This is a genomic window from Blautia sp. TM10-2, assembly GCF_003480845.1.
Classification (GTDB): Bacteria; Bacillota; Clostridia; order Lachnospirales; family Lachnospiraceae; genus Fusicatenibacter; species Fusicatenibacter saccharivorans.
The window spans coordinates 90,145-109,187 of the sequence record NZ_QUJZ01000001.1 but is presented as its reverse complement, the minus strand read 5'-3'; the positions used below and the strand labels follow the sequence as shown (position 1 = coordinate 109,187).

The following is a 19,043-nucleotide window of genomic DNA, read 5'->3' as shown; positions in this document are numbered from 1 at the left end:
CATGGCATTTGAAAGTTTAACCGAGAAACTCCAGAATGTTTTCAAAAATCTCAGAAGCAAGGGCCGCCTGACCGAGGCGGATGTAAAGACTGCGCTGAAGGAAGTAAAAATGGCACTTCTCGAGGCGGATGTCAGCTTCAAAGTAGTAAAACAGTTTATCAAATCCGTACAGGAGCAGGCAGTCGGACAGGACGTCATGAACGGACTGAATCCGGGTCAGATGGTCATTAAAATCGTAAATGACGAGCTGGTTAAGCTGATGGGTTCCGAGACAACGGAAATCGCACTGCGCCCGGCGAGCGAAGTTACCATTATTATGATGGCAGGTCTTCAGGGAGCCGGTAAAACAACCACAACCGCAAAGATTGCAGGAAAGTTAAAAGCCAAGGGAAGAAAACCTCTCCTTGCAGCCTGCGACGTATACCGCCCGGCAGCGATCAAACAGCTGCAGGTCAACGGAGAAAAGCAGGGCGTGGAAGTGTTCGCTATGGGAGATAAAAACCGTCCGGTGGATATCGCAAAGGCAGCGCTGGTGCATGCAAAGACAAACGGCTTTAACGTATTGATTCTGGATACCGCAGGCCGTCTGCACATCAATGAAGAGATGATGCAGGAGTTACAGGATATCAAAGCGGCTGTTCCTGTGGATCAGACCCTTTTGGTAGTAGACGCTATGACCGGACAGGACGCAGTCAATGTGGCCGAGATGTTCAGCAATAAAGTCGGCATCGACGGTGTAGTACTTACAAAATTAGATGGTGACACCAGAGGCGGTGCGGCACTTTCAATCCGTGCAGTTTCCGGCAAACCAATTCTCTATGTCGGCATGGGCGAAAAGCTTTCGGATCTGGAGCAGTTTTATCCGGACCGTATGGCGTCCCGTATCCTCGGCATGGGCGATGTGATGAGCCTGATTGAAAAAGCGCAGGCAAACATCGACGAAGAAAAAGCAAAAGCCATGGAACAGAAGATGAAGAAGGCGCAGTTCGACTTCAACGATTATCTGGATTCCATGGAGCAGATGCGCAATATGGGCGGCATCTCCAGCATCCTGAATATGCTTCCGGGCGTCGGCGCGAAAATGAAGGGTCAGGATCTTGAGAGCATGGTGGATGAAAAAGACATGGCAAGAAAGGAAGCTATTGTACTTTCTATGACGCCAAAGGAAAGAGAAAACCCGGATCTCATCAATCCGTCGAGAAAGCAGAGAATTGCAAAAGGCGCCGGTGTTGACATCGCGGAGGTAAACCGTTTCATCAAACAGTTTGAACAGTCAAGAAAAATGATGAAACAGATGACCGGAATGGTCGGTAAGGGTGGTAAAAGAGGAGGATTCAAACTTCCCTTTTAGCATAAAAGAAAAAATATAAATAAATACATGAATTTACAATGGAGGTAAAGAAAAATGGCAGTAAAAATGAGATTAAGAAGAATGGGACAGAAGAAAGCTCCTTTTTATAGAATCGTTGTAGCAGATTCCAGATCCCCAAGAGACGGACGTTTCATCGAGGAGATCGGAACTTACGATCCGAACCGCGAGCCGAGCGCAATCAGCTTCAACGAGGAGGCTGCTAAAAAATGGCTGGCTAACGGCGCACAGCCGACCGAAATCGTTGCCAAACTCTTAAAACAGGCTGGTATCGAGAAATAATTCATACGGGGGTATCTTGTAATGAAAGAACTTATCGAAGTAATTGCAAAATCTCTGGTTGATCATCCATCTGAGGTAGTTGTGACAGAAACCGTCAGCGGTGATGACCTTCTGCTGGAACTCAAAGTAGATCCGTCAGATATGGGAAAAGTCATCGGACGTCAGGGACGCATTGCGAAAGCAATCCGTACGGTTGTAAAAGCAGCTTCCTCAAAGAGCGACAGAAAAGTTGTCGTAGAAATTTTACAGTAAGTAAAAGATAGGAAAAGGAACCGACAGTTGTTGCCGGTTCCTTTCTTTACGCGGGCAACGAGACAAAGTCCGTGCTTGCACGGGACCTTGGCGACTGCCGCGATAACTTGAGAAACTCGCAAAGCGTGTTTCTCAAGTCGCAATACACAGTAGAACTGGTTGGAAAGGGTTTTTGAATGGAAGAATATTTGCAGATTGGCGTAATTACCACAACCCACGGCGTACGCGGTGAGGTAAAGGTATACCCGACGACAGATCCGGAGCGTTTTCTTTCTCTGGACCGCGTTTTTCTCGATACAGGAAAAGAAAAAAAAGAACTCCATGTAACTGGCGTGCGTTTTTTCAAACAGCTTGCCATTGTAAAATTCAAAGGAATTGACAACATCAACGATATCGAACGGTATAAAGGCTGCAGCCTCTATGTGACGAGAGAGGATGCCATTCCGCTGGAAGAGGACGAATACTATATCGCAGACCTGCAGGGAATGCAGATGTACACCGAGGACGGCGAACTGTTCGGCACGCTCCGCGATGTGATGGAGACCGGTGCGAACGACGTCTATATTGTAGATTCGAAAGAGCACGGAGAGGTTCTGATTCCGGCGATCCATGACTGCATTCTGGATGTGGACCTGGATGAGCAGAAGATGACGATTCACCTTCTTCCGGGCCTGATTGACTGATAAAGAGAGTAAAGAACGATGAAATATCATATTCTGACGCTGTTTCCCGAGATGATCGAGCAGGGGCTGCACACCAGCATCCTCGGAAGAGCCATCAACAACGGCTATATTTCCCTCGAGACGACGAATATCCGGGATTTTTCAGCAAATAAATTCAACCGCGTGGACGATTACCCGTACGGCGGCGGTGCGGGCATGGTCATGGAGGCGGAGCCGGTGTTCCGCGCCTACCAGTCGGTAGCCGAAAAGATCGGGAAAAAGCCGCGCACGGTCTATCTGACACCGCAGGGAAAAGTACTGAACCAGACGATGGTGGAAGAGCTGGCGCTTGAGGACGATCTTGTGCTGCTCTGCGGCCACTATGAGGGCATCGATGACCGCGTACTGCAGGAAGTGGTAACGGACTATATCTCGATCGGGGATTATGTTTTAACAGGCGGAGAACTCGGTGCAATGGTGCTGGTGGATGCGGTATCGCGGTTTGTGCCGGGTGTCTTAAGCAACGAGGAATCTTCGCAGTTTGAGTCACTGCAGGACAACCTGCTTGAGTATCCGCATTACACAAGACCGGAGACATGGCACGAGAAAAAAGTTCCGGAGGTGCTTCTTTCCGGTGACCACAAAAAGATCGAAGCATGGCGTCATGAGGCATCCCTGGTGCGGACAGCCGAGCGGCGGCCGGACCTTCTGGAAAATGCATTCCAGATTTCCTGCGCATGCAATGAAAAAGAGGAATCGTCTGCCTGGGCGCACGATCTTTTGGCAGGCATGACACGCTATGGTGTAAGCCTTGATCTCGGACGAAAGAAGATCCGGAAACAGAAAAATCTGTTTGATGACCATGATTTGCTGATTCTGCAGCTTCCGGGAACGCTTGAGGAGGGTATGAAAGCAAAGAGCGAGTATATCCGCAGCTTTGCCGGAAAAGAAACACCGCTGGTGTTTTTGTGCCCGGACGGATTCTCGGAAGAGGAAGAAAAACTCGAAGAGCAGCTGGAAAAAAACGGTTTCCGTCTGGTCGCACGGCTTACCGGCATACCGTCCGCGGACGGCCTGCAGCGGTTTTCTTTCGCGCTTCGCAGTCTGCTGTACAGCGGCGAATGGAAAGTGAAAAAAATACTTGCATCTGCGGATGCATTATAGTATAATATATTTTGTTGTGAGTAAAGAGATGGTCCGCTGTTGCAAAAAGGCATTAAGAACATCCAGGGTAAAAAAAGGAGATAAAGAAATGAACGACATTATTAAGAAAATCGAAGATGCACAGTTAAAAGCAGAAGCACCGGAGTTCCGCGTTGGTGATACCGTTAAAGTTTACGGTAAAATCAAAGAGGGTAACCGCGAGCGTATCCAGGTATTCGAAGGCGTTGTCCTGAAAAGACAGGGCGGCGGAAGCAAAGAGACCTTCACTGTTCGTAAGAGCTCTAACGGCGTAGGCGTTGAGAAAACATGGCCGGTACACTCTCCGAACGTTGAGAAAGTAGAAGTTATCAGACGTGGTAAAGTAAGACGTGCGAAACTGAACTACTTAAGAGACCGTGTTGGTAAAGCAGCGAAAGTGAAAGAGCTGGTAAAATAATAAGTCGTTAAAAGGATGGCCGGAGGAACATGAGCAATTGTGTTTCTCCGGTTTTGTCTTACGGAGAATTACACTATGGGTATGAATACCAGATATGTAAAAGAATATTTCTACAAGAAAAAGATCCGTTCCATGCTTGTATGGAATCTGGAAATCATCGCAGCGATTCTTCTTGCGGCGGCATTTTCCTGGTTTTTCTGCAGAAGTGTCGTGGTGCAGGAGGGCTCGATGGAGCCGACTCTCGTGCCGGGGGAGCGTGTGCTGATGGACTCCGCCTGGTACCGCTTAAGTTCTCCGAAACGCGGGGATATCATCGCGTTCCGGACGAGTGAGGACAAGAAGGCGAGCATCCACATCAAGCGTGTGATTGCGCTGCCGGGCGAGACGGTACAGATCAAAGACGGACAGATCCTCATCAACGGGGAAGTCTATAATGAAAAAGATGAATTTCCGGCCATCACAAACGCGGGACTTGCCTCCGAGCCGATCACGGTCGGGAAGGGACAGTACTTTGTGCTCGGCGACAACCGGAACAACAGCGAGGACAGCCGCCACAACGGCATGGGACTCGTGGATTCGGACCGCATTGTCGGAAAGCTCTGGTTTACGATTTCGCCGTGGAAGAAAATCGGTTTCGTGTAAACGCAGCATAGAAGGAGAAGAAACATGAATTATCAGTGGTACCCGGGTCATATGACGAAGGCCCGCAGACAGATGCAGGAAGACTTAAAGCTCATCGACCTGATGATTGAGCTGGTCGATGCGAGAGTTCCTGCAGCGAGCCGCAACCCGGATATAGATGAACTTGGAAAGAACAAAGCACGGCTGATCCTGCTGAACAAATCGGACCTTGCCGATGAGCGCGGAAACGATGCCTGGATGGAATATTTCAAGGGAAAGGGATATTCTGTTGTGAAGGTCAATTCCCGTTCCGGAGCCGGCATGAAAGCGATCAACAGCGCCGTACAGGAGGCCTGCAAAGAGAAAATCGAGCGCGACCGCAAACGCGGCATCCTGAACCGTCCGGTCCGCGCGATGGTTGTCGGTATTCCAAACGTCGGAAAATCGACATTTATCAATGCGTATGCGGGCAGAGCCTGTGCGAAGACCGGAAACAAACCGGGCGTCACGAAGGGAAAACAATGGATCCGTCTGAGCAAACAGCTGGAGCTTCTGGACACACCTGGTATCCTGTGGCCGAAGTTTGAGGACCAGCAGGTGGGACTGCATCTTGCGATGATCGGTTCCATCAACGATGAGATCCTGAACGTGGAGGAGCTGGCGCTGTCCGTCATCGATTATCTGACGGCAGAATACCCGGGAACGCTGGAGAAACGCTTTGGCTTTGAAGGCATGACGGATCGTGTGGAAATCCTGGGTGAGATTGCGCGTGTGCGCGGCTGCCTGAAAAAGGGAAATGAGCTCGATTACGAAAAAGCAGCACGGCTTCTGATGGATGATTTCCGGAGCGGAAAGCTCGGCAGAATCACGCTGGAAAAACCGGAATAAATGGATTTATCAAAATAAAAAATGCGGAGAACAACGATGACAGAGAAAAAACAATCGATATCCGCCATACGGGAAATTTTTGCGGCAGCTTCGGAGACGGAGCTGCCCGCCCTTTATCTGGAATATGAAGAGGATTCCCGTGCCGGCGTACAAAATCTGATTCAAAAATACCAGAAACAGGAGGAGGCCTTAAAAAAAGAGCGCGAGCGCACGGAACAGATGAAGATCTACGAGCACAAATATGAGGATCTTGGCTGGATCTGCGGCATCGACGAGGTCGGAAGAGGCCCTCTGGCGGGCCCTGTGGTCGCAGGTGCGGTCATTCTGCCGCGCGACAGTAAAATCCTGTATCTGAACGATTCCAAGCAGCTGACGGCCAAAAAACGCGACGAGCTGTACGATGTGATCATGCGCGAGGCAGTGGCCGTCGGCATCGGCTATGCCTCCCCGGCGCGGATCGACGAGATCAATATTTTACAGGCAACGTACGAGGCGATGCGGGAGGCGATCAGCAAGCTTTCCGTGAAGCCGGATGTACTCTTAAACGATGCGGTGAAAATCCCGCAGGTGGACATCCGCCAGGTGCCGATCATCAAGGGAGATGCCAAGAGTGTTTCGATTGCGGCGGCAAGTATTGTTGCGAAGGTGACAAGGGACCGCCTGATGGAAGAGTACGACAAGGTGCTTCCGGGCTACGGTTTTGCATCGAACAAGGGCTACGGTTCGGCAGAGCATATCGCTGCTTTAAAAGAAATCGGCCCGTCACCGATCCACCGGCAGTCGTTTATCGGCCATTTCGTGTAAAGGCACTGCATCAAAAAAAGGAGAGGGTATCGCATTTGAACCAGCGGGAAGTAGGAACGAGACAGGAGAGCCGTGCGGCAGAATATCTGGAAAGCCTGGGATATCACATCCTGGTGCGGAATTTCCGGTGCCGCTTCGGTGAGATCGACCTGATCGCAAAACAGGACGACACATACATTTTTATCGAAGTAAAATACCGCACCGGCCGGACAGCCGGAGACCCGACAAGCGCCGTGGATGGAAAGAAACAGAAGAAAATTTCAAAAACAGCAGATTACTACCGCATGCTCCACCAGATCCCGATGGATGTGCCCTGCCGTTTCGACGTCGTGGCAGAGACACCGGAGGAGATCCGCGTCTATGCGAACGCGTTTTATTATCAGGGGAGCGGCTGGTAGGAAGGGAGTTTTTATGATACCAATTCAATGGAAACAAAACGATAAAAAAACGATGCATGTCAACGAGGCGGAAAACGGCGTGGTCTATCTGACCTGGCCGGCGATTGAGAAAATTGAGGGCATCCGCCATGCATTTTCCACACGGATCGGCGGGGTGAGTAAGGAACATCTTTCCAGCATGAATCTCAGCTTTTCGCGCGGCGACGATCCGGCGAATGTGCGGGAGAATTACAGAAGATTCTGTGAGGCGGCGGGGTTTGAAGTGGAAAACATTGTTACCTCCGATCAGGCACACACAACGAAGGTCCGTTATGTGATGAAAGCAGACTGCGGCAGCGGCGTGACAAGAGACCGCGATTTTCATGATATTGACGGTATGATCACTGACGAGCCGGGCGTCGTACTTGCGACATTCTATGCGGACTGCGTGCCGCTCTACTTTGTCGACCCGGTACACCGTGCAATTGGACTTTCACATTCCGGCTGGCGTGGAACGGTCCACAAGATGGGACAGGCAACGCTCGATGCGATGCACGAACGGTTTGGAACAGAAGCAAAAGATGTGATCGCCGCCGTCGGCCCGTCGATCTGCCAGGACTGCTACGAGGTGAGCGGTGACGTGATCGAAGAGTTCCGGGCAGCATTCCCGGAAACACTGCATGAGAAACTGTTCTACGGAAAACCAGATGGAAAATACCAGTTAAATCTCTGGGAGGCGAATCATCAGATCCTTCTTGCAGCAGGAGTGCCGGAGAAGCAGATTCATCTGCCGAACCTCTGCACCTGCTGCAACCCGGATTTCCTGTATTCCCACCGTGCATCGAAGGGAAAAAGAGGAAACCTCGCGGCATTCCTTTCCCTGGTCTGAAAACAGGATCGAAAACAGAATAGAAAGCATCAAAAAACGGACCTGGAAAAAACAGATCCGTTTTTTTTGCTGTATGCATCCGGCGGACACAAAATCGATTATCTGTGTTTTGCCAGCAGCTTATTGATTTTCTCTGTCGTAGACTGTACTTTTGCAACGGATACGTCGTGGTTAAGCGTATCAATGATGCTTGCCATATATTTGCTCATTTCAGCCGGCTCATACCAAGGGCGGGAAACGAGTTCCGGTGTCCGGTAGGTCAGGTCGGTGGTGATGACCTTGCTGATATAGCCTTTCTCATAGTAAGCGTCGAATTTCTCAAGACCGTCGGTGAAGAGGCCGAATGTGGTGCAGACAAAGACATGTTCCGCGCCGCGTTCTTTGACCTGTTTTGCAACGTCGAGCATACTCTCACCGGAGGAGATCATATCGTCGATGATGACAACATCTTTTCCTGCTACGGAATCACCGAGAAACTCATGTGCCACGATCGGGTTCTTTCCGTTTACGATGGTGGAGTAATCTCTTCTCTTATAGAACATACCCATATCGACGCCGAGCACGTTGGAGAAGTATACGGCACGCGCCATCGCTCCCTCGTCCGGGCTGATGATCATCAGATGATCGTTGTCAATCGTCAGATCCGGAACAGAACGAAGAAGGGCTTTTAAAAACTGGTAGGTTGGCATGAAGTTGTCAAAGCCGCCGAGCGGAATTGCATTCATGACACGAGGATCGTGCGCGTCGAAGGTGATGAAGTTGGAAACGCCCATATTCATCAGCTCCTGCAGAGCAAGTGCGCAGTCGAGAGATTCACGTTTGGTGCGCTTATGCTGTCTTCCTTCATAAATGAAAGGCATGATTACGTTGATCCGGTGTGCTTTTCCCGTTGCAGCAGCGATGATACGTTTCAGATCCTGATAATGGTCATCCGGTGACATGTGGTTCTCGTAGCCGCATACCTTGTAGGTGATGCTGTAGTTGCAGACATCGACCAGAATGTAAAGATCGGCACCACGGACAGATTCGTTGATCTTTCCTTTTGCCTCACCAGAGCCGAAACGCGGGCACTCGCAGTCAATCAGGAAAGAATCCTCGGAATATCCGGAAAAGGGAACTCCGTTGCGGCGCTCGGAGAGCTCTTTACGGAACTGAACCAGATACGCATCGACTTTTTTTGCCATTTCCATGCTGCCCGGCAGAGCGGCGAGCTTTAACGGGGCGACCGGAATGGAATTTTCAAGTAAATCTAAATTAGCCATACAAACCTCCAGTAATCGACATTTTTTACAAACCATTTACTTCCTATTTATATCATCTTGGGAAAGGGCGCGTCAAGCAAAAAACGAAAGAATCCTTGCTTTTTGTGCAGGTTGTTGTTATTATAATGAATGAATGCCCGGAAGGTATGCAAAAAAAGCACGCTTTTTACTGGGCAAAGAGAAGTTATAAAGAAGTAAATGGAAAGGCCAAAACGTAAGATCTGTGAAAAACAAGACGAAACACATTATCAAGACAATAGAACCGGGCAGTATTGCTGAAGAACTGGAACTCGAACCGGGAGATGAACTGCTCCGCGTGAACGGGGAAATCATCGAGGACGTCTTCGATTACCACTTCCAGACCAACGACACGTATCTGGAACTCACGATCCGGAAAAAGGACGGCGAGGAATGGGACCTGGAAATCGAAAAAGAGTATGACGAGGAAATCGGCATCACATTCGAGAACGAGTTCATGGATCAGTACCGTTCCTGCAGCAACAACTGCATTTTCTGCTTCATCGATCAGATGCCGCCGGGAATGCGTCCCACCTTGTATTTTAAGGATGACGATTCGCGTCTGTCCTTCCTGCAGGGAAACTATATTACACTGACCAACATGAGCGACCACGATATCGACCGGATTATCCGCTACCATCTGGCACCGATCAATATTTCGTTCCAGACAACGAACCCGGAGCTCCGCTGCAAAATGCTGCACAACCGTTTTGCGGGCAATATCTTTCCGAAGGTTCAGCGCCTTTACGAGGCGGGAATCGAGATGAATGGACAGATTGTGCTCTGCAAGGGATACAACGACGGCGCAGAGCTGGAGCGCAGTATTTCGGATCTGTCAAAATATCTGCCGCATCTGAAAAGTGTTTCGGTTGTCCCGGTCGGACTTTCGAAGTACCGCGACGGACTGGCGCCTCTGGAACCGTTTACCAGGGAGGATGCAAAAGAAGTTCTTGCCACGATTCACAAATGGCAGAAAAAGCTGTATGAACAGTGGGGACTTCACTTTATCCATGCTGGTGATGAATGGTATCTGCTGGCGGGAGAGCCGATCCCGGAGGAGGAAAATTACGATGGCTATATCCAGCTGGAAAACGGAGTGGGAATGCTCCGGCTTCTGGAGGACGAGGTTGCGGAAGAACTTTCGAAACGAGAAGGGGACGACCGTCACCGCCATGTAACGATTGCGACCGGAAAAGCTGCGGCGCCGTCGTTGGAAAAACACATGCAGAAAATTCGTGAAAAATATCCGAATGTACAGGCGGAGGTTATCACGATTATCAACTATTTCTTTGGAGAATCCATTACCGTATCCGGTCTGATTACCGGAAAGGATCTGATGGAGCAGTTAGAGGGAAGAGATCTTGGCGACTGCCTGCTGCTTCCGTGCAACATGCTCCGTTCGGGAAAAAACGTCTTTCTCGATGATGTGACGGTGGAAGAGGTGGAAGAGCGCCTGAAAACACCGGTACAGATTATCGATGAGCCGGGCAGCGACCTGGTGAAAGCCGTTGTGGAGGAAAACCAGGAGACGATACACAGAAGGAGAACAATGTATGAGCAAGCCGATTGTAGCAATTGTGGGCCGGCCAAACGTGGGTAAATCCACCCTGTTTAATGTATTAGCCGGAGACAATATTTCGATTGTAAAAGACACACCGGGTGTAACCCGTGACCGTATTTATGCCGACGTGGAGTGGCTGAACCACAAATTTACGCTGGTAGACACCGGCGGTATTGAGCCGGAATCCAAAGATATCATTCTCTCCCAGATGAGAGACCAGGCGCAGATCGCCATTGATACCGCAAATGTCATCATCTTCATCACTGACGTCCGTCAGGGCCTTGTAGATGCCGATGCAAAAGTAGCTGATATGCTCAGAAGAAGCCGCAAGCCGGTTGTGCTGGTGGTCAACAAAGTCGACAACTTCGACCGTCAGATGATGGATGTTTATGAATTCTATAACCTCGGCATCGGAGAGCCGCACGCCATTTCCGCATCCGGAAAGCTCGGCATCGGCGATATGCTCGATGAGGTGACAGGATATTTTGATCCGGAGATGGAAAACGAGGAGGAGAGCGAGATTCCGCGCATCGCCATTGTCGGAAAACCGAATGTCGGAAAATCCTCCCTGGTCAACAAACTGCTGGGCTCGAACCGTGTCATCGTATCCGATATCGCCGGAACGACGCGCGATGCGATCGATACCACGATCATGCACAATGGAAATGAATATATTTTCATCGATACCGCAGGTCTTCGAAAGAAAAACAAGATCAAAGAGGAGCTGGAGCGGTACAGCATCATCCGTACAGTATCTGCCGTAGAGCGCGCAGATGTCGTCGTTCTCCTGATCGATGCAACCGAGGGTGTCACCGAGCAGGATGCCAAAATTGCCGGTATCGCCCATGAGCGTGGAAAAGGTATGATCATTGCGGTAAATAAATGGGATGCCTTGGAAAAAGATGACAAGACGATCTACCGCTTTACCGAAAAAGTAAGAAATACATTGGCTTACATGCCGTACGCAGAGCTTCTTTTCATCTCTGCGAAGACAGGACAGCGTCTTCCGAAGCTGTTCGAGACGATCGACATGGTTCTGCAGTACCAGAACCTGCGCGTACAGACCGGTGTCCTGAACGAGATTCTGACCGAGGCAATGGCAATGCAGCAGCCGCCGTCAGACCGTGGAAAACGACTGAAAATCTACTACATGACACAGGTTTCGGTCAAACCGCCGACATTTGTTATTTTCGTCAACGACAAAGAACTGATGCATTTCTCCTACGTTCGATATCTGGAGAATAAAATCAGAGAGTCGTTCGGCTTCCGCGGCACACCGCTGAAATTCATCATCAGAGAACGAAAAGAGAAGGAGCAGTAAAGAGTTATGGTACGGATCATATGCCTTTTGATCGGATACGCATTTGGCCTTTTTCAGACCTCATATATTTATGGAAGGACGAAGGGAATTGATATCCGGGAACACGGCAGCGGAAACGCAGGAACGACCAACGCGCTCCGGACTTTAGGGAAAAAAGCAGGCGCCATCACGCTTGCCGGCGACTGCATCAAATGCATTCTGGCGGTCCTGACGGTACGCCTGATCTTCGGTGCATCGCACCCGGAAATGCTGAAACTGCTGACGGTGTATGCTGCGGCCGGAACGATTCTCGGCCACAACTTCCCGTTTTACTTAGGCTTCCGCGGCGGAAAAGGAATCGCTGCGACCGCGGGTCTGATTATCTCGTTTGACTGGAGAATCACGCTGGTCTGTGCAGCGCTGTTTTTCCTGAATCTTGCAGTAACACACTATGTTTCCCTCGGTTCCATGATGGTTTACGTTGTCTTTTTTGCAATGGCCGTTATCATGGGACAGGCGGGCTGCTTTGCGCTAGAACCGCCGTATCTCTATGAGATGTACGTGGTGATCGCACTTCTTGCCGTGCTTGCCTTCTGGGAGCACCGTGCAAACATCAAGCGTCTCATCGCGGGAACAGAGCGGAAAACGTATTTATCCAAAAAGTCGGAGAAATAAAATATGGCAAAGATTAGCATCATCGGAGCAGGAAGCTGGGGAACTGCCCTCGGCCTCCTGCTCTGCAACAACGGGCATGACGTGACGATCTGCTCGGAAAATGAAAAGGAAATTGAGAGCTTAAAGGAACACAGAGAGCATCTGACGAAGCTTCCGGGCGTAAGACTGCCGGATGAAATGAAGTTCACCTGCGATGTGCGCGGCTCCCTTTCCGGACAGGACATCCTTGTGATGGCAAAAGCATCCCCGTACGTGCGAACCACATGTAAAAAGTATGCGGCGGATATTCCGGACGGCCAGCTCATCGTCAATGTGGCAAAAGGCGTGGAAGCCGATACCCTGATGACGATGTCTCAGATCATCGAGGAGGAAGTGCCGGGAGCGAATGTCGTTGTTCTCTCCGGACCGAGCCACGCAGAGGAAGTCGGCCGCGGCCTGCCGACCACGATCGTTGTCGGCGCGCATGACCGCGAGAGCGCACTGTATGTGCAGAATGTGTTCATGAGTCCGGTCTTCCGCGTTTACACAAGCCCGGACATCACGGGAATTGAACTTGGCGGAGCTCTGAAAAATGTCATCGCACTGGCAGCCGGAACGGCGGATGGTCTTGGCTACGGCGACAATACGAAAGCGGCTCTGATTACCCGCGGGATCGCGGAAATTGCACGGCTCGGCACGGCGATGGGTGCCCATGCGGAAACCTTCTACGGTCTTTCCGGTATCGGCGACCTGATTGTAACGTGTGCTTCCGTTCACAGCCGGAACCGGAAAGCCGGATACCTGATCGGCCAGGGCAGAACGATGCAGCAGGCGATGGATGAGGTTCAGATGATCGTCGAGGGCGTCTATTCCGCAAAAGCGGGTCTTACCCTGTCGAAAAAATTCGGAATCGAAACGCCGATCATTCAGGCAGTCAATCAGGTTCTGTTTGAAAACAAAAACCCGAAACAGGCTGTGGATGAACTGATGCAGCGTATGAAAAAAGACGAACTCGCCCCGGATCTCTGGGAGCGGTAAAAATAAGAAACCTGTCACTTCTGTGAAATGATACAGAGACGGCAGGTTCTTTTTTTGTGCAGACCGAAATTTTTCAGCAAAAATACGGGAAAAAGATGACAATACTTTCGAAATCAAGTATAGTAATAGAAAGCGGAATAATTTTAACTGAAAAGATGCGGAGGAAAATACAGCAGGAGGAAGAAAGAATGAGAGGAGTAGAAACAAGAATTCAGGAAATCCGCCATGCCATTTTTACGGAAGTTGCAAAAATGGCGTATGACGTGGACTCCCCGGTGGAAAAGACGATCGAGGAAATTCCTTACCGTGTAATTCCCGGTGAGGTCGGAAATTTTAGAAATGATGTGTTTCTGGAGCGGGCGATTGTAGGAGAGCGGCTTCGCCTTGCAATGGGACTTCCGTGCAGAAGCGCGGCAGAGCACGCCCCGATCTCGGACAATATCAAACTGGCGGACCAGGCGGAGACGTATTATACACCGCCGCTCATTAATGTCATCAAATTTGCATGCAACGCCTGTCATGAAAAACGGGTTCTGATCACGGAGGGATGTCAGGGGTGTCTTGCACATCCGTGCGTGGAAGTCTGTCCGAAAAAGGCCATTACGCTGGACCGCACCAATGGACGATCCTATATTGATCAGGATAAATGCGTCAAATGTGGTCAATGTGCCAAGGTATGCGGATACCAGGCTATTATCATTCAGGAGCGTCCGTGTGCGAGAGCCTGCGGAATGGATGCCATCGGTTCAGATGAGAACGGAAAAGCGGATATCGATTACGAGAAATGTGTATCCTGCGGCCAGTGTCTCGTCAACTGCCCGTTCGGCGCTATTTCGGACAAATCCCAGATCTTCCAGGTAATCCGTGCGATCCAGTCGGGAGAGCGCGTCTATGCAGCGCTGGCACCGGCGTTTGTCGGCCAGTTCGGACCGAAAGTAACGCCTGGAAAACTGCGTGCGGCGATGAAAAAGCTCGGTTTTGCGGATGTCTTTGAAGTTGCGATCGGAGCGGATCTCTGTGCGGCACAGGAGGCAGAGGATTTTGTGAACGAAGTTCCGGAGAAACTGCCGTTTATGGCGACATCCTGCTGTCCGGCCTGGTCTGTAATGGCGAAGAAACTGTTCCCGGATTACGCAAACTGTATCTCGATGGCACTGACTCCGATGACGCTGACGGCGCGTCTGATCAAGAAACACAATCCGAATGCGAAGGTTGTCTTTGTCGGACCGTGTGCGGCGAAAAAACTGGAGGCCATGCGCCGGTCTGTCCGCAGTGAGGTGGACTTCGTTCTGACGTTTGAAGAGATGTCGGGCATTTTCGATGCGCGCCAGGTAGATGTGAGTGCACTTGAGGAAGATCCGGACGGCGTCAGCGATGCATCGGTGGACGGAAGAAACTTTGCTGTCTCCGGCGGCGTTGCAAAATCTGTGGAAAATGTAATCCGTGAAAAATACCCGGACCGCGAAATCAAGATGGCAAATGCAGAAGGTCTGAAGGAATGCCGGAAACTGCTGACAATGGCGAAGGCCGGAAAGTACAACGGTTATCTTCTCGAAGGCATGGCCTGTCCGGGCGGATGCGTGGCAGGAGCCGGCACGATGCAGTCGATCAAAAAGTCACAGGCGGCAGTCAACAAATATGCGGCGCAGGCAAAACACAAGATTTCCAGCCAGACAGAATATGTAAAAGAACTGGACAAGCTGGTAGACTAAAAAGAACAGCAAGGTGGAGAAAAAAGTGAAAAAGAAAAGAAAGATGGGCTTTGCGGCAGCGATTCTTGCAATGGTACTTTTGTTTGCAGGATGCGGCCAGACAGAGACAAAGACGGAGAGCAGCGGGACAAAAAGCACAGGATCAGAAAGTACAGTATCAGAAAGTACGCAGACAGAGAGCAGCACAGCGGCATCGGAAACAGAAGATGAGACACTGGTCCATGTGCTTGCATTAAAAGGACCGACCAGCATGGGAATGGTAAAAATGATGAGCGATAACGACAGCAAAGAGTCACCTGCGGACACGTTTGAACTTGCCGCTGCCCCGGATGAGGTCAGCGCAAAACTGGTACAGGGAGAGGTGGATATCGCCGCGGTTCCGGCGAACCTTGCAAGCGTACTCTACAACAAGACAAACGGCGGCGTGCAGGTGCTCGCAGTCAATACGCTCGGTGTCCTTTATATCGTCGAGGACGGCGATACCGTACATTCCATTGCGGATCTGAAAGGCAGAACCATTTATGCGGGCGGCAAAGGTGCAACTCCGGAGTATGCTTTGAATTATATCCTCGAAAAGAACGGCCTCGTACCGGGTGAGGACGTAACGATCGAGTGGAAGAGCGAACACGCCGAGTGCGTGGCAGCACTTGCAGAAGATGCCGATGGAATCGCCATGCTGCCGCAGCCGTTTGTAACGACGGCACAGACGAAAAAAGAAACGCTGCGCACCGCACTTGACCTGACCGAAGAATGGAACAAAATCCAGGAGTCCGAAGGAACGGCGAGCACACTGGTGACAGGTGTTACCGTTGTGCGCACTGCCTTTGCCAAGGAGCATCCGGAAGCAGTTGCAGACTTCATGGAAGCTTACCAGGCATCCGTATCCTACGTAACCGAAAACACGGATGAGGCGGCAAAACTGATCGGGGATTATGACATTGTTCCGGAGGCAGTCGCAAAGAAAGCGCTTCCGGCATGCAACATTGTCTGCATCACCGGTGATGAGATGAAAGAGAAGCTTTCCGGTTATCTCGGTGTACTCAAAGACCAGAACCCGGAGGCAGTCGGAGGAGAACTTCCAGGAGATGACTTCTATTATTCCGAATAAAAACAAAAAAGAGAAACAGAGAAAAACGAAGCTCTGGCCGATCGTGTTCTGGCTTATGATCTGGCAGGCGGTAAGCGTTTTTGTCGGGCAGGAGATCCTTCTGGCATCTCCTGCTGCTGTTTTGAAACGCCTTTTTACGCTTGTAACAGAACAGGTCTTCTGGCAGTCCCTGCTGTTTTCCGGAGCACGCATCGGAGCCGGATTCCTTCTTGGTGCGGCGGCGGGAATTGCAGGAGCTGCACTTGCCGGTCGGTTTTCCATTGCAGAAGAACTCCTGACGCCGCTGGTTGCAGCAGTGAAAGCAGTGCCGGTCGTTTCTTTTGTGATTCTGATCCTGATCTGGGTTTCTTCGAAGAATCTTTCGGTTGTGATTTCGTTTCTGATGGTATTTCCGATCCTGTATACAAACACGCGGAACGGCCTACGGGAACTGGACACAGCGCTTTTGGAGATGACAGACGTTTTTCAGGTTCCGCGGCCGGTGCGGCTGCGCTGGGTGATCCTGCCGCAGCTGTACCCATATATCCGGACGGGATGTTCACTTTCCCTCGGCCTTTGCTGGAAGGCCGGAACGGCAGCAGAAGTAATCGGCATTCCGAACCGATCCATCGGAGAGCATCTGTATCAGGCAAAAATATATCTCGACACACCGGGACTCTTTGCCTGGACGGCAGCGATCGTGTACGTCAGCTTCTGTCTCGAAAAAGCTGTTTTAAAAGGAATGGATCTTGCAGAAAAAAGGATGCTGGTGATGAAATGAGAGAAGATACGATTGAAATCTGCCATCTGAAAAAAGCGTATGGAGAACACGTTATTTTTTCGAATCTTACGATGGAACTGAAAAAAGGAGCAGTGACCTGTCTGATGGCTCCTTCCGGGGCTGGAAAGACAACCCTGCTGCGGATTCTGGCAGGCCTGGAGCAGGCGGACGGCGGAAAAATCGGGGGACTGGAAGCCTTAAGAAAAAGTATGGTTTTTCAGGAACCGCGGCTGGCAGAAGAACTGACAGCTGCAGCCAATATCCAGCTCGCGGTAAGGCGCCGCATGTTTGGAAAAGAAAAAAGAAGCTCCCGTCATCTTGTGGAGGAGATGGAGGAACTCGGCCTTTCGGGCTGTGAAAACCAGGCTGTATCGGAACTGTCGGGCGGCATGCGCCAGCGGGTGGCGGTTCTGCGGGCCATGCGCATGGACGCAGATTTCCTCCTTTTGGATGAGCCGTTCCGGGGACTGGATGCGGGGACGAAAAAGAAAACGATGAACTATATCCGCAGAAAAGGAAAAGAAAAAACGATGCTTCTGGTCACGCATGATTTAGAAGAAGCCGAAGCAATGGGGGACTGGATCTGCACCTGCAGCAGACTGGATGGTATCCTCGAAATAAAGAGAAACAGAAAAAGCAGCACAGAAATCTGAAACGGAAAGAAACAGATTTTCTGTGCTGCTTTTGCTGTGAATCCGCAGTTACAGCAGGTCATCCGGTATGGAAGCAGAGCGGAGCTGTTCGTCCATCGTGTCGATGAGCGCCATGTCGGCTTCAGAAAGTTCGAAGTCGAAGACATCCGCGTTGGCAAAAATGCGGTCCGGCTGTGTCGATTTCGGGATGACACTGATGCCCTGCTGGACGAGGTAGCGGAGGCCGATCTGTGCTTCAGTGCGTACATACTTTTCTGCCAGCTGCTGCATAATCTCACGGTTCAGATAAAGACCTCTTGCGAGCGGCGCATACGCTTGAACGGCGATTCCATGTGAACGGCAGAAAGCGATGAGCGGTTTCCGGTTCCAGAGCGGATGGCATTCGATCTGGTTGACGGCCGGGATGACGCCGGAAAATTCAAAGAGGGCGGTAAGGTGCGGCTCCTCGAAGTTGCTGACGCCGATCGATTTTGCACGCCCGGATTCGCGGATTTTTTCGAGTGCGCGCCACGTCTCCGGGTAGCAGCCCGGCACCGGCCAGTGAATCAGGTAAAGATCAACGTAGTCGAGACGGAGACGGTCGAGGCTGCGGTTGAAGGCACCTTCGATATCACCGACCCGCTGCGCGGTATTCCATACCTTTGTGGTAATAAAAAAGTTTTCCCGCGGAATCCCGCTTGCGCGGATCCCGCGGCCGATGCTGTCCTCATTTTTATAGGAGGAGGCGGTATCGATCAGACGGTAGCCGTATTTTGCCGCGGTGACAATTGCTTTTTCTGCCTCTTTTTCTGTCGATTTGTAAGTGCCAAGCCCCAGAAGCGGCATCGCTCTGCCGTCGTTCAATGTAATGGTTGGAATAGAAAGTGCCATAAAAACCCTCCGTATCTTGAATCAAAAAAAAGATTTTGCCGTATTTCTCTCATAATTATGTTTAGTATAACATGAAAATTTAAAGAAATCAGACCAAATATATTAAAAAAGTTTAACACAATCGGGAAATGAAAAAAAATAACAAGCCATGCAAGAAAAAAGAAGGATGCCAGGACGGCCTGTACGGCGAATTGTACAGAAATTTTGTGGAGGCCGTATTGATTTTGTGCATGAAATAGAGTATAATAAATTTGAATTGATATTTATTTATCATTCCCTGTACAATCTGCAGGACGTTTCAGGAAAACAAAAGCGGACGAAACGGACGGCAGAGCAGAAAAACGGGGACAGAGGAGGCCATAT

At 50.5% G+C, this 19,043-nt stretch carries 21 protein-coding genes; 19 read left to right on the top strand and 2 right to left on the bottom strand.

All coding sequences use genetic code 11. The features are described 5' to 3' along the window. Position 1 precedes the first annotated feature (1 nt). The 11 genes from ffh (at position 2) to pgeF (ending at position 7,744) form a co-directional block, all read left to right on the top strand. Positions 2–1,351, top strand: a complete 1,350-nt coding sequence (ffh, locus tag DXD92_RS00650) for a signal recognition particle protein (protein ID WP_118639899.1) — start codon at positions 2–4, stop codon at positions 1,349–1,351. Between the two features lie 54 nt (positions 1,352–1,405). After that, complete coding sequence (gene rpsP, locus DXD92_RS00645; RefSeq protein WP_022461506.1) at positions 1,406–1,651, top strand: 30S ribosomal protein S16; 246 nt, start codon at positions 1,406–1,408, stop codon at positions 1,649–1,651. A gap of 21 nt (positions 1,652–1,672) precedes the next feature. Then, positions 1,673–1,903, top strand: a complete 231-nt coding sequence (locus tag DXD92_RS00640) for a KH domain-containing protein (RefSeq protein ID WP_022461507.1) — start codon at positions 1,673–1,675, stop codon at positions 1,901–1,903. 176 nt (positions 1,904–2,079) lie between these two features. Then, positions 2,080–2,586 carry a ribosome maturation factor RimM gene (rimM, locus tag DXD92_RS00635; RefSeq protein ID WP_022461508.1) on the top strand — a complete coding sequence of 169 codons (507 nt, stop codon included), beginning with the start codon at positions 2,080–2,082 and terminating at the stop codon, positions 2,584–2,586. Between the two features lie 18 nt (positions 2,587–2,604). Then, positions 2,605–3,729 (top strand): tRNA (guanosine(37)-N1)-methyltransferase TrmD, encoded by a 1,125-nt coding sequence (gene trmD, locus DXD92_RS00630; protein WP_117760368.1) that lies wholly within the window; start codon positions 2,605–2,607, stop codon positions 3,727–3,729. Between the two features lie 88 nt (positions 3,730–3,817). Continuing rightward, a complete protein-coding gene (rplS, locus tag DXD92_RS00625) occupies positions 3,818–4,165 on the top strand; it encodes a 50S ribosomal protein L19 (RefSeq protein ID WP_022461510.1) in 348 nt (115 codons plus the stop codon). Positions 4,166–4,246: 81 nt separating this feature from the next. Beyond that, positions 4,247–4,807: a signal peptidase I gene (gene lepB / locus DXD92_RS00620; RefSeq protein ID WP_243038274.1), complete on the top strand. Its 561-nt coding sequence runs from the start codon at positions 4,247–4,249 to the stop codon at positions 4,805–4,807. A gap of 24 nt (positions 4,808–4,831) precedes the next feature. After that, positions 4,832–5,674, top strand: a complete 843-nt coding sequence (gene ylqF / locus DXD92_RS00615) for a ribosome biogenesis GTPase YlqF (RefSeq protein WP_055226467.1) — start codon at positions 4,832–4,834, stop codon at positions 5,672–5,674. 36 nt (positions 5,675–5,710) lie between these two features. After that, the gene (locus DXD92_RS00610) at positions 5,711–6,478 is read left to right on the top strand and encodes a ribonuclease HII (protein WP_055266587.1); all 768 of its coding nucleotides are present in this window, start codon (positions 5,711–5,713) and stop codon (positions 6,476–6,478) included. A 35-nt stretch (positions 6,479–6,513) separates the two neighbouring features. Continuing rightward, a complete protein-coding gene (locus DXD92_RS00605) occupies positions 6,514–6,876 on the top strand; it encodes a YraN family protein (RefSeq protein WP_022461514.1) in 363 nt (120 codons plus the stop codon). A 13-nt stretch (positions 6,877–6,889) separates the two neighbouring features. Continuing rightward, the gene (gene pgeF, locus DXD92_RS00600) at positions 6,890–7,744 is read left to right on the top strand and encodes a peptidoglycan editing factor PgeF (RefSeq protein ID WP_243104812.1); all 855 of its coding nucleotides are present in this window, start codon (positions 6,890–6,892) and stop codon (positions 7,742–7,744) included. A gap of 98 nt (positions 7,745–7,842) precedes the next feature. Here the strand turns inward: pgeF and DXD92_RS00595 are convergent, their stop codons facing one another. After that, positions 7,843–9,006 carry a ribose-phosphate pyrophosphokinase gene (locus DXD92_RS00595; protein WP_055226464.1) on the bottom strand — a complete coding sequence of 388 codons (1,164 nt, stop codon included), beginning with the start codon at positions 9,004–9,006 and terminating at the stop codon, positions 7,843–7,845. 223 nt (positions 9,007–9,229) lie between these two features. Between DXD92_RS00595 and DXD92_RS00590 the strand changes: the two genes are divergently transcribed. The 8 genes from DXD92_RS00590 (at position 9,230) to DXD92_RS00555 (ending at position 17,810) form a co-directional block, all read left to right on the top strand. Next, on the top strand, positions 9,230–10,624 hold the full coding sequence (locus tag DXD92_RS00590) for a DUF512 domain-containing protein (RefSeq protein ID WP_117509054.1): 1,395 nt from the start codon (positions 9,230–9,232) through the stop codon (positions 10,622–10,624). Beyond that, a complete protein-coding gene (der, locus tag DXD92_RS00585) occupies positions 10,578–11,906 on the top strand; it encodes a ribosome biogenesis GTPase Der (protein ID WP_022461518.1) in 1,329 nt (442 codons plus the stop codon). Before DXD92_RS00590 ends, der begins: the two co-directional genes overlap by 47 nt. Positions 11,907–11,912: 6 nt before the next feature. After that, a complete protein-coding gene (gene plsY, locus DXD92_RS00580; protein ID WP_117509053.1) occupies positions 11,913–12,560 on the top strand; it encodes a glycerol-3-phosphate 1-O-acyltransferase PlsY in 648 nt (215 codons plus the stop codon). A 3-nt stretch (positions 12,561–12,563) separates the two neighbouring features. After that, a complete protein-coding gene (locus DXD92_RS00575; protein WP_118639897.1) occupies positions 12,564–13,577 on the top strand; it encodes an NAD(P)H-dependent glycerol-3-phosphate dehydrogenase in 1,014 nt (337 codons plus the stop codon). Positions 13,578–13,765: 188 nt separating this feature from the next. Continuing rightward, on the top strand, positions 13,766–15,289 hold the full coding sequence (locus DXD92_RS00570; RefSeq protein ID WP_022461521.1) for a 4Fe-4S dicluster domain-containing protein: 1,524 nt from the start codon (positions 13,766–13,768) through the stop codon (positions 15,287–15,289). A gap of 25 nt (positions 15,290–15,314) precedes the next feature. Continuing rightward, on the top strand, positions 15,315–16,397 hold the full coding sequence (locus DXD92_RS00565) for an ABC transporter substrate-binding protein (RefSeq protein ID WP_242998333.1): 1,083 nt from the start codon (positions 15,315–15,317) through the stop codon (positions 16,395–16,397). Then, the gene (locus tag DXD92_RS00560; protein WP_118639896.1) at positions 16,375–17,157 is read left to right on the top strand and encodes an ABC transporter permease; all 783 of its coding nucleotides are present in this window, start codon (positions 16,375–16,377) and stop codon (positions 17,155–17,157) included. The genes DXD92_RS00565 and DXD92_RS00560 overlap by 23 nt, the downstream gene beginning before the upstream one ends. Next, positions 17,154–17,810, top strand: a complete 657-nt coding sequence (locus tag DXD92_RS00555) for an ATP-binding cassette domain-containing protein (RefSeq protein ID WP_070100780.1) — start codon at positions 17,154–17,156, stop codon at positions 17,808–17,810. Before DXD92_RS00560 ends, DXD92_RS00555 begins: the two co-directional genes overlap by 4 nt. Positions 17,811–17,858: 48 nt before the next feature. Here the strand turns inward: DXD92_RS00555 and DXD92_RS00550 are convergent, their stop codons facing one another. Then, positions 17,859–18,680, bottom strand: coding sequence for an aldo/keto reductase (locus DXD92_RS00550; RefSeq protein WP_117509050.1), 822 nt, complete (start codon positions 18,678–18,680; stop codon positions 17,859–17,861). Positions 18,681–19,043: the final 363 nt, after the last annotated feature.

Excerpts from the sequence above, each read along its gene's own strand:
- ffh (WP_118639899.1), top strand. The coding sequence starts at position 2 with ATGGCATTTGAAAGTTTAACCGAGAAACTCCAGAATGTTTTCAAAAAT.
- rpsP (WP_022461506.1), top strand. The coding sequence starts at position 1,406 with ATGGCAGTAAAAATGAGATTAAGAAGAATGGGACAGAAGAAAGCTCCT.
- DXD92_RS00640 (WP_022461507.1), top strand. The coding sequence starts at position 1,673 with ATGAAAGAACTTATCGAAGTAATTGCAAAATCTCTGGTTGATCATCCA.
- rimM (WP_022461508.1), top strand. The coding sequence starts at position 2,080 with ATGGAAGAATATTTGCAGATTGGCGTAATTACCACAACCCACGGCGTA.
- trmD (WP_117760368.1), top strand. The coding sequence starts at position 2,605 with ATGAAATATCATATTCTGACGCTGTTTCCCGAGATGATCGAGCAGGGG.
- rplS (WP_022461510.1), top strand. The coding sequence starts at position 3,818 with ATGAACGACATTATTAAGAAAATCGAAGATGCACAGTTAAAAGCAGAA.
- lepB (WP_243038274.1), top strand. The coding sequence starts at position 4,247 with ATGAATACCAGATATGTAAAAGAATATTTCTACAAGAAAAAGATCCGT.
- ylqF (WP_055226467.1), top strand. The coding sequence starts at position 4,832 with ATGAATTATCAGTGGTACCCGGGTCATATGACGAAGGCCCGCAGACAG.
- DXD92_RS00610 (WP_055266587.1), top strand. The coding sequence starts at position 5,711 with ATGACAGAGAAAAAACAATCGATATCCGCCATACGGGAAATTTTTGCG.
- pgeF (WP_243104812.1), top strand. The coding sequence starts at position 6,890 with ATGATACCAATTCAATGGAAACAAAACGATAAAAAAACGATGCATGTC.
- DXD92_RS00595 (WP_055226464.1), bottom strand. The coding sequence starts at position 9,006 with ATGGCTAATTTAGATTTACTTGAAAATTCCATTCCGGTCGCCCCGTTA.
- der (WP_022461518.1), top strand. The coding sequence starts at position 10,578 with ATGAGCAAGCCGATTGTAGCAATTGTGGGCCGGCCAAACGTGGGTAAA.
- plsY (WP_117509053.1), top strand. The coding sequence starts at position 11,913 with ATGGTACGGATCATATGCCTTTTGATCGGATACGCATTTGGCCTTTTT.
- DXD92_RS00575 (WP_118639897.1), top strand. The coding sequence starts at position 12,564 with ATGGCAAAGATTAGCATCATCGGAGCAGGAAGCTGGGGAACTGCCCTC.
- DXD92_RS00570 (WP_022461521.1), top strand. The coding sequence starts at position 13,766 with ATGAGAGGAGTAGAAACAAGAATTCAGGAAATCCGCCATGCCATTTTT.
- DXD92_RS00560 (WP_118639896.1), top strand. The coding sequence starts at position 16,375 with ATGACTTCTATTATTCCGAATAAAAACAAAAAAGAGAAACAGAGAAAA.
- DXD92_RS00555 (WP_070100780.1), top strand. The coding sequence starts at position 17,154 with ATGAGAGAAGATACGATTGAAATCTGCCATCTGAAAAAAGCGTATGGA.
- DXD92_RS00550 (WP_117509050.1), bottom strand. The coding sequence starts at position 18,680 with ATGGCACTTTCTATTCCAACCATTACATTGAACGACGGCAGAGCGATG.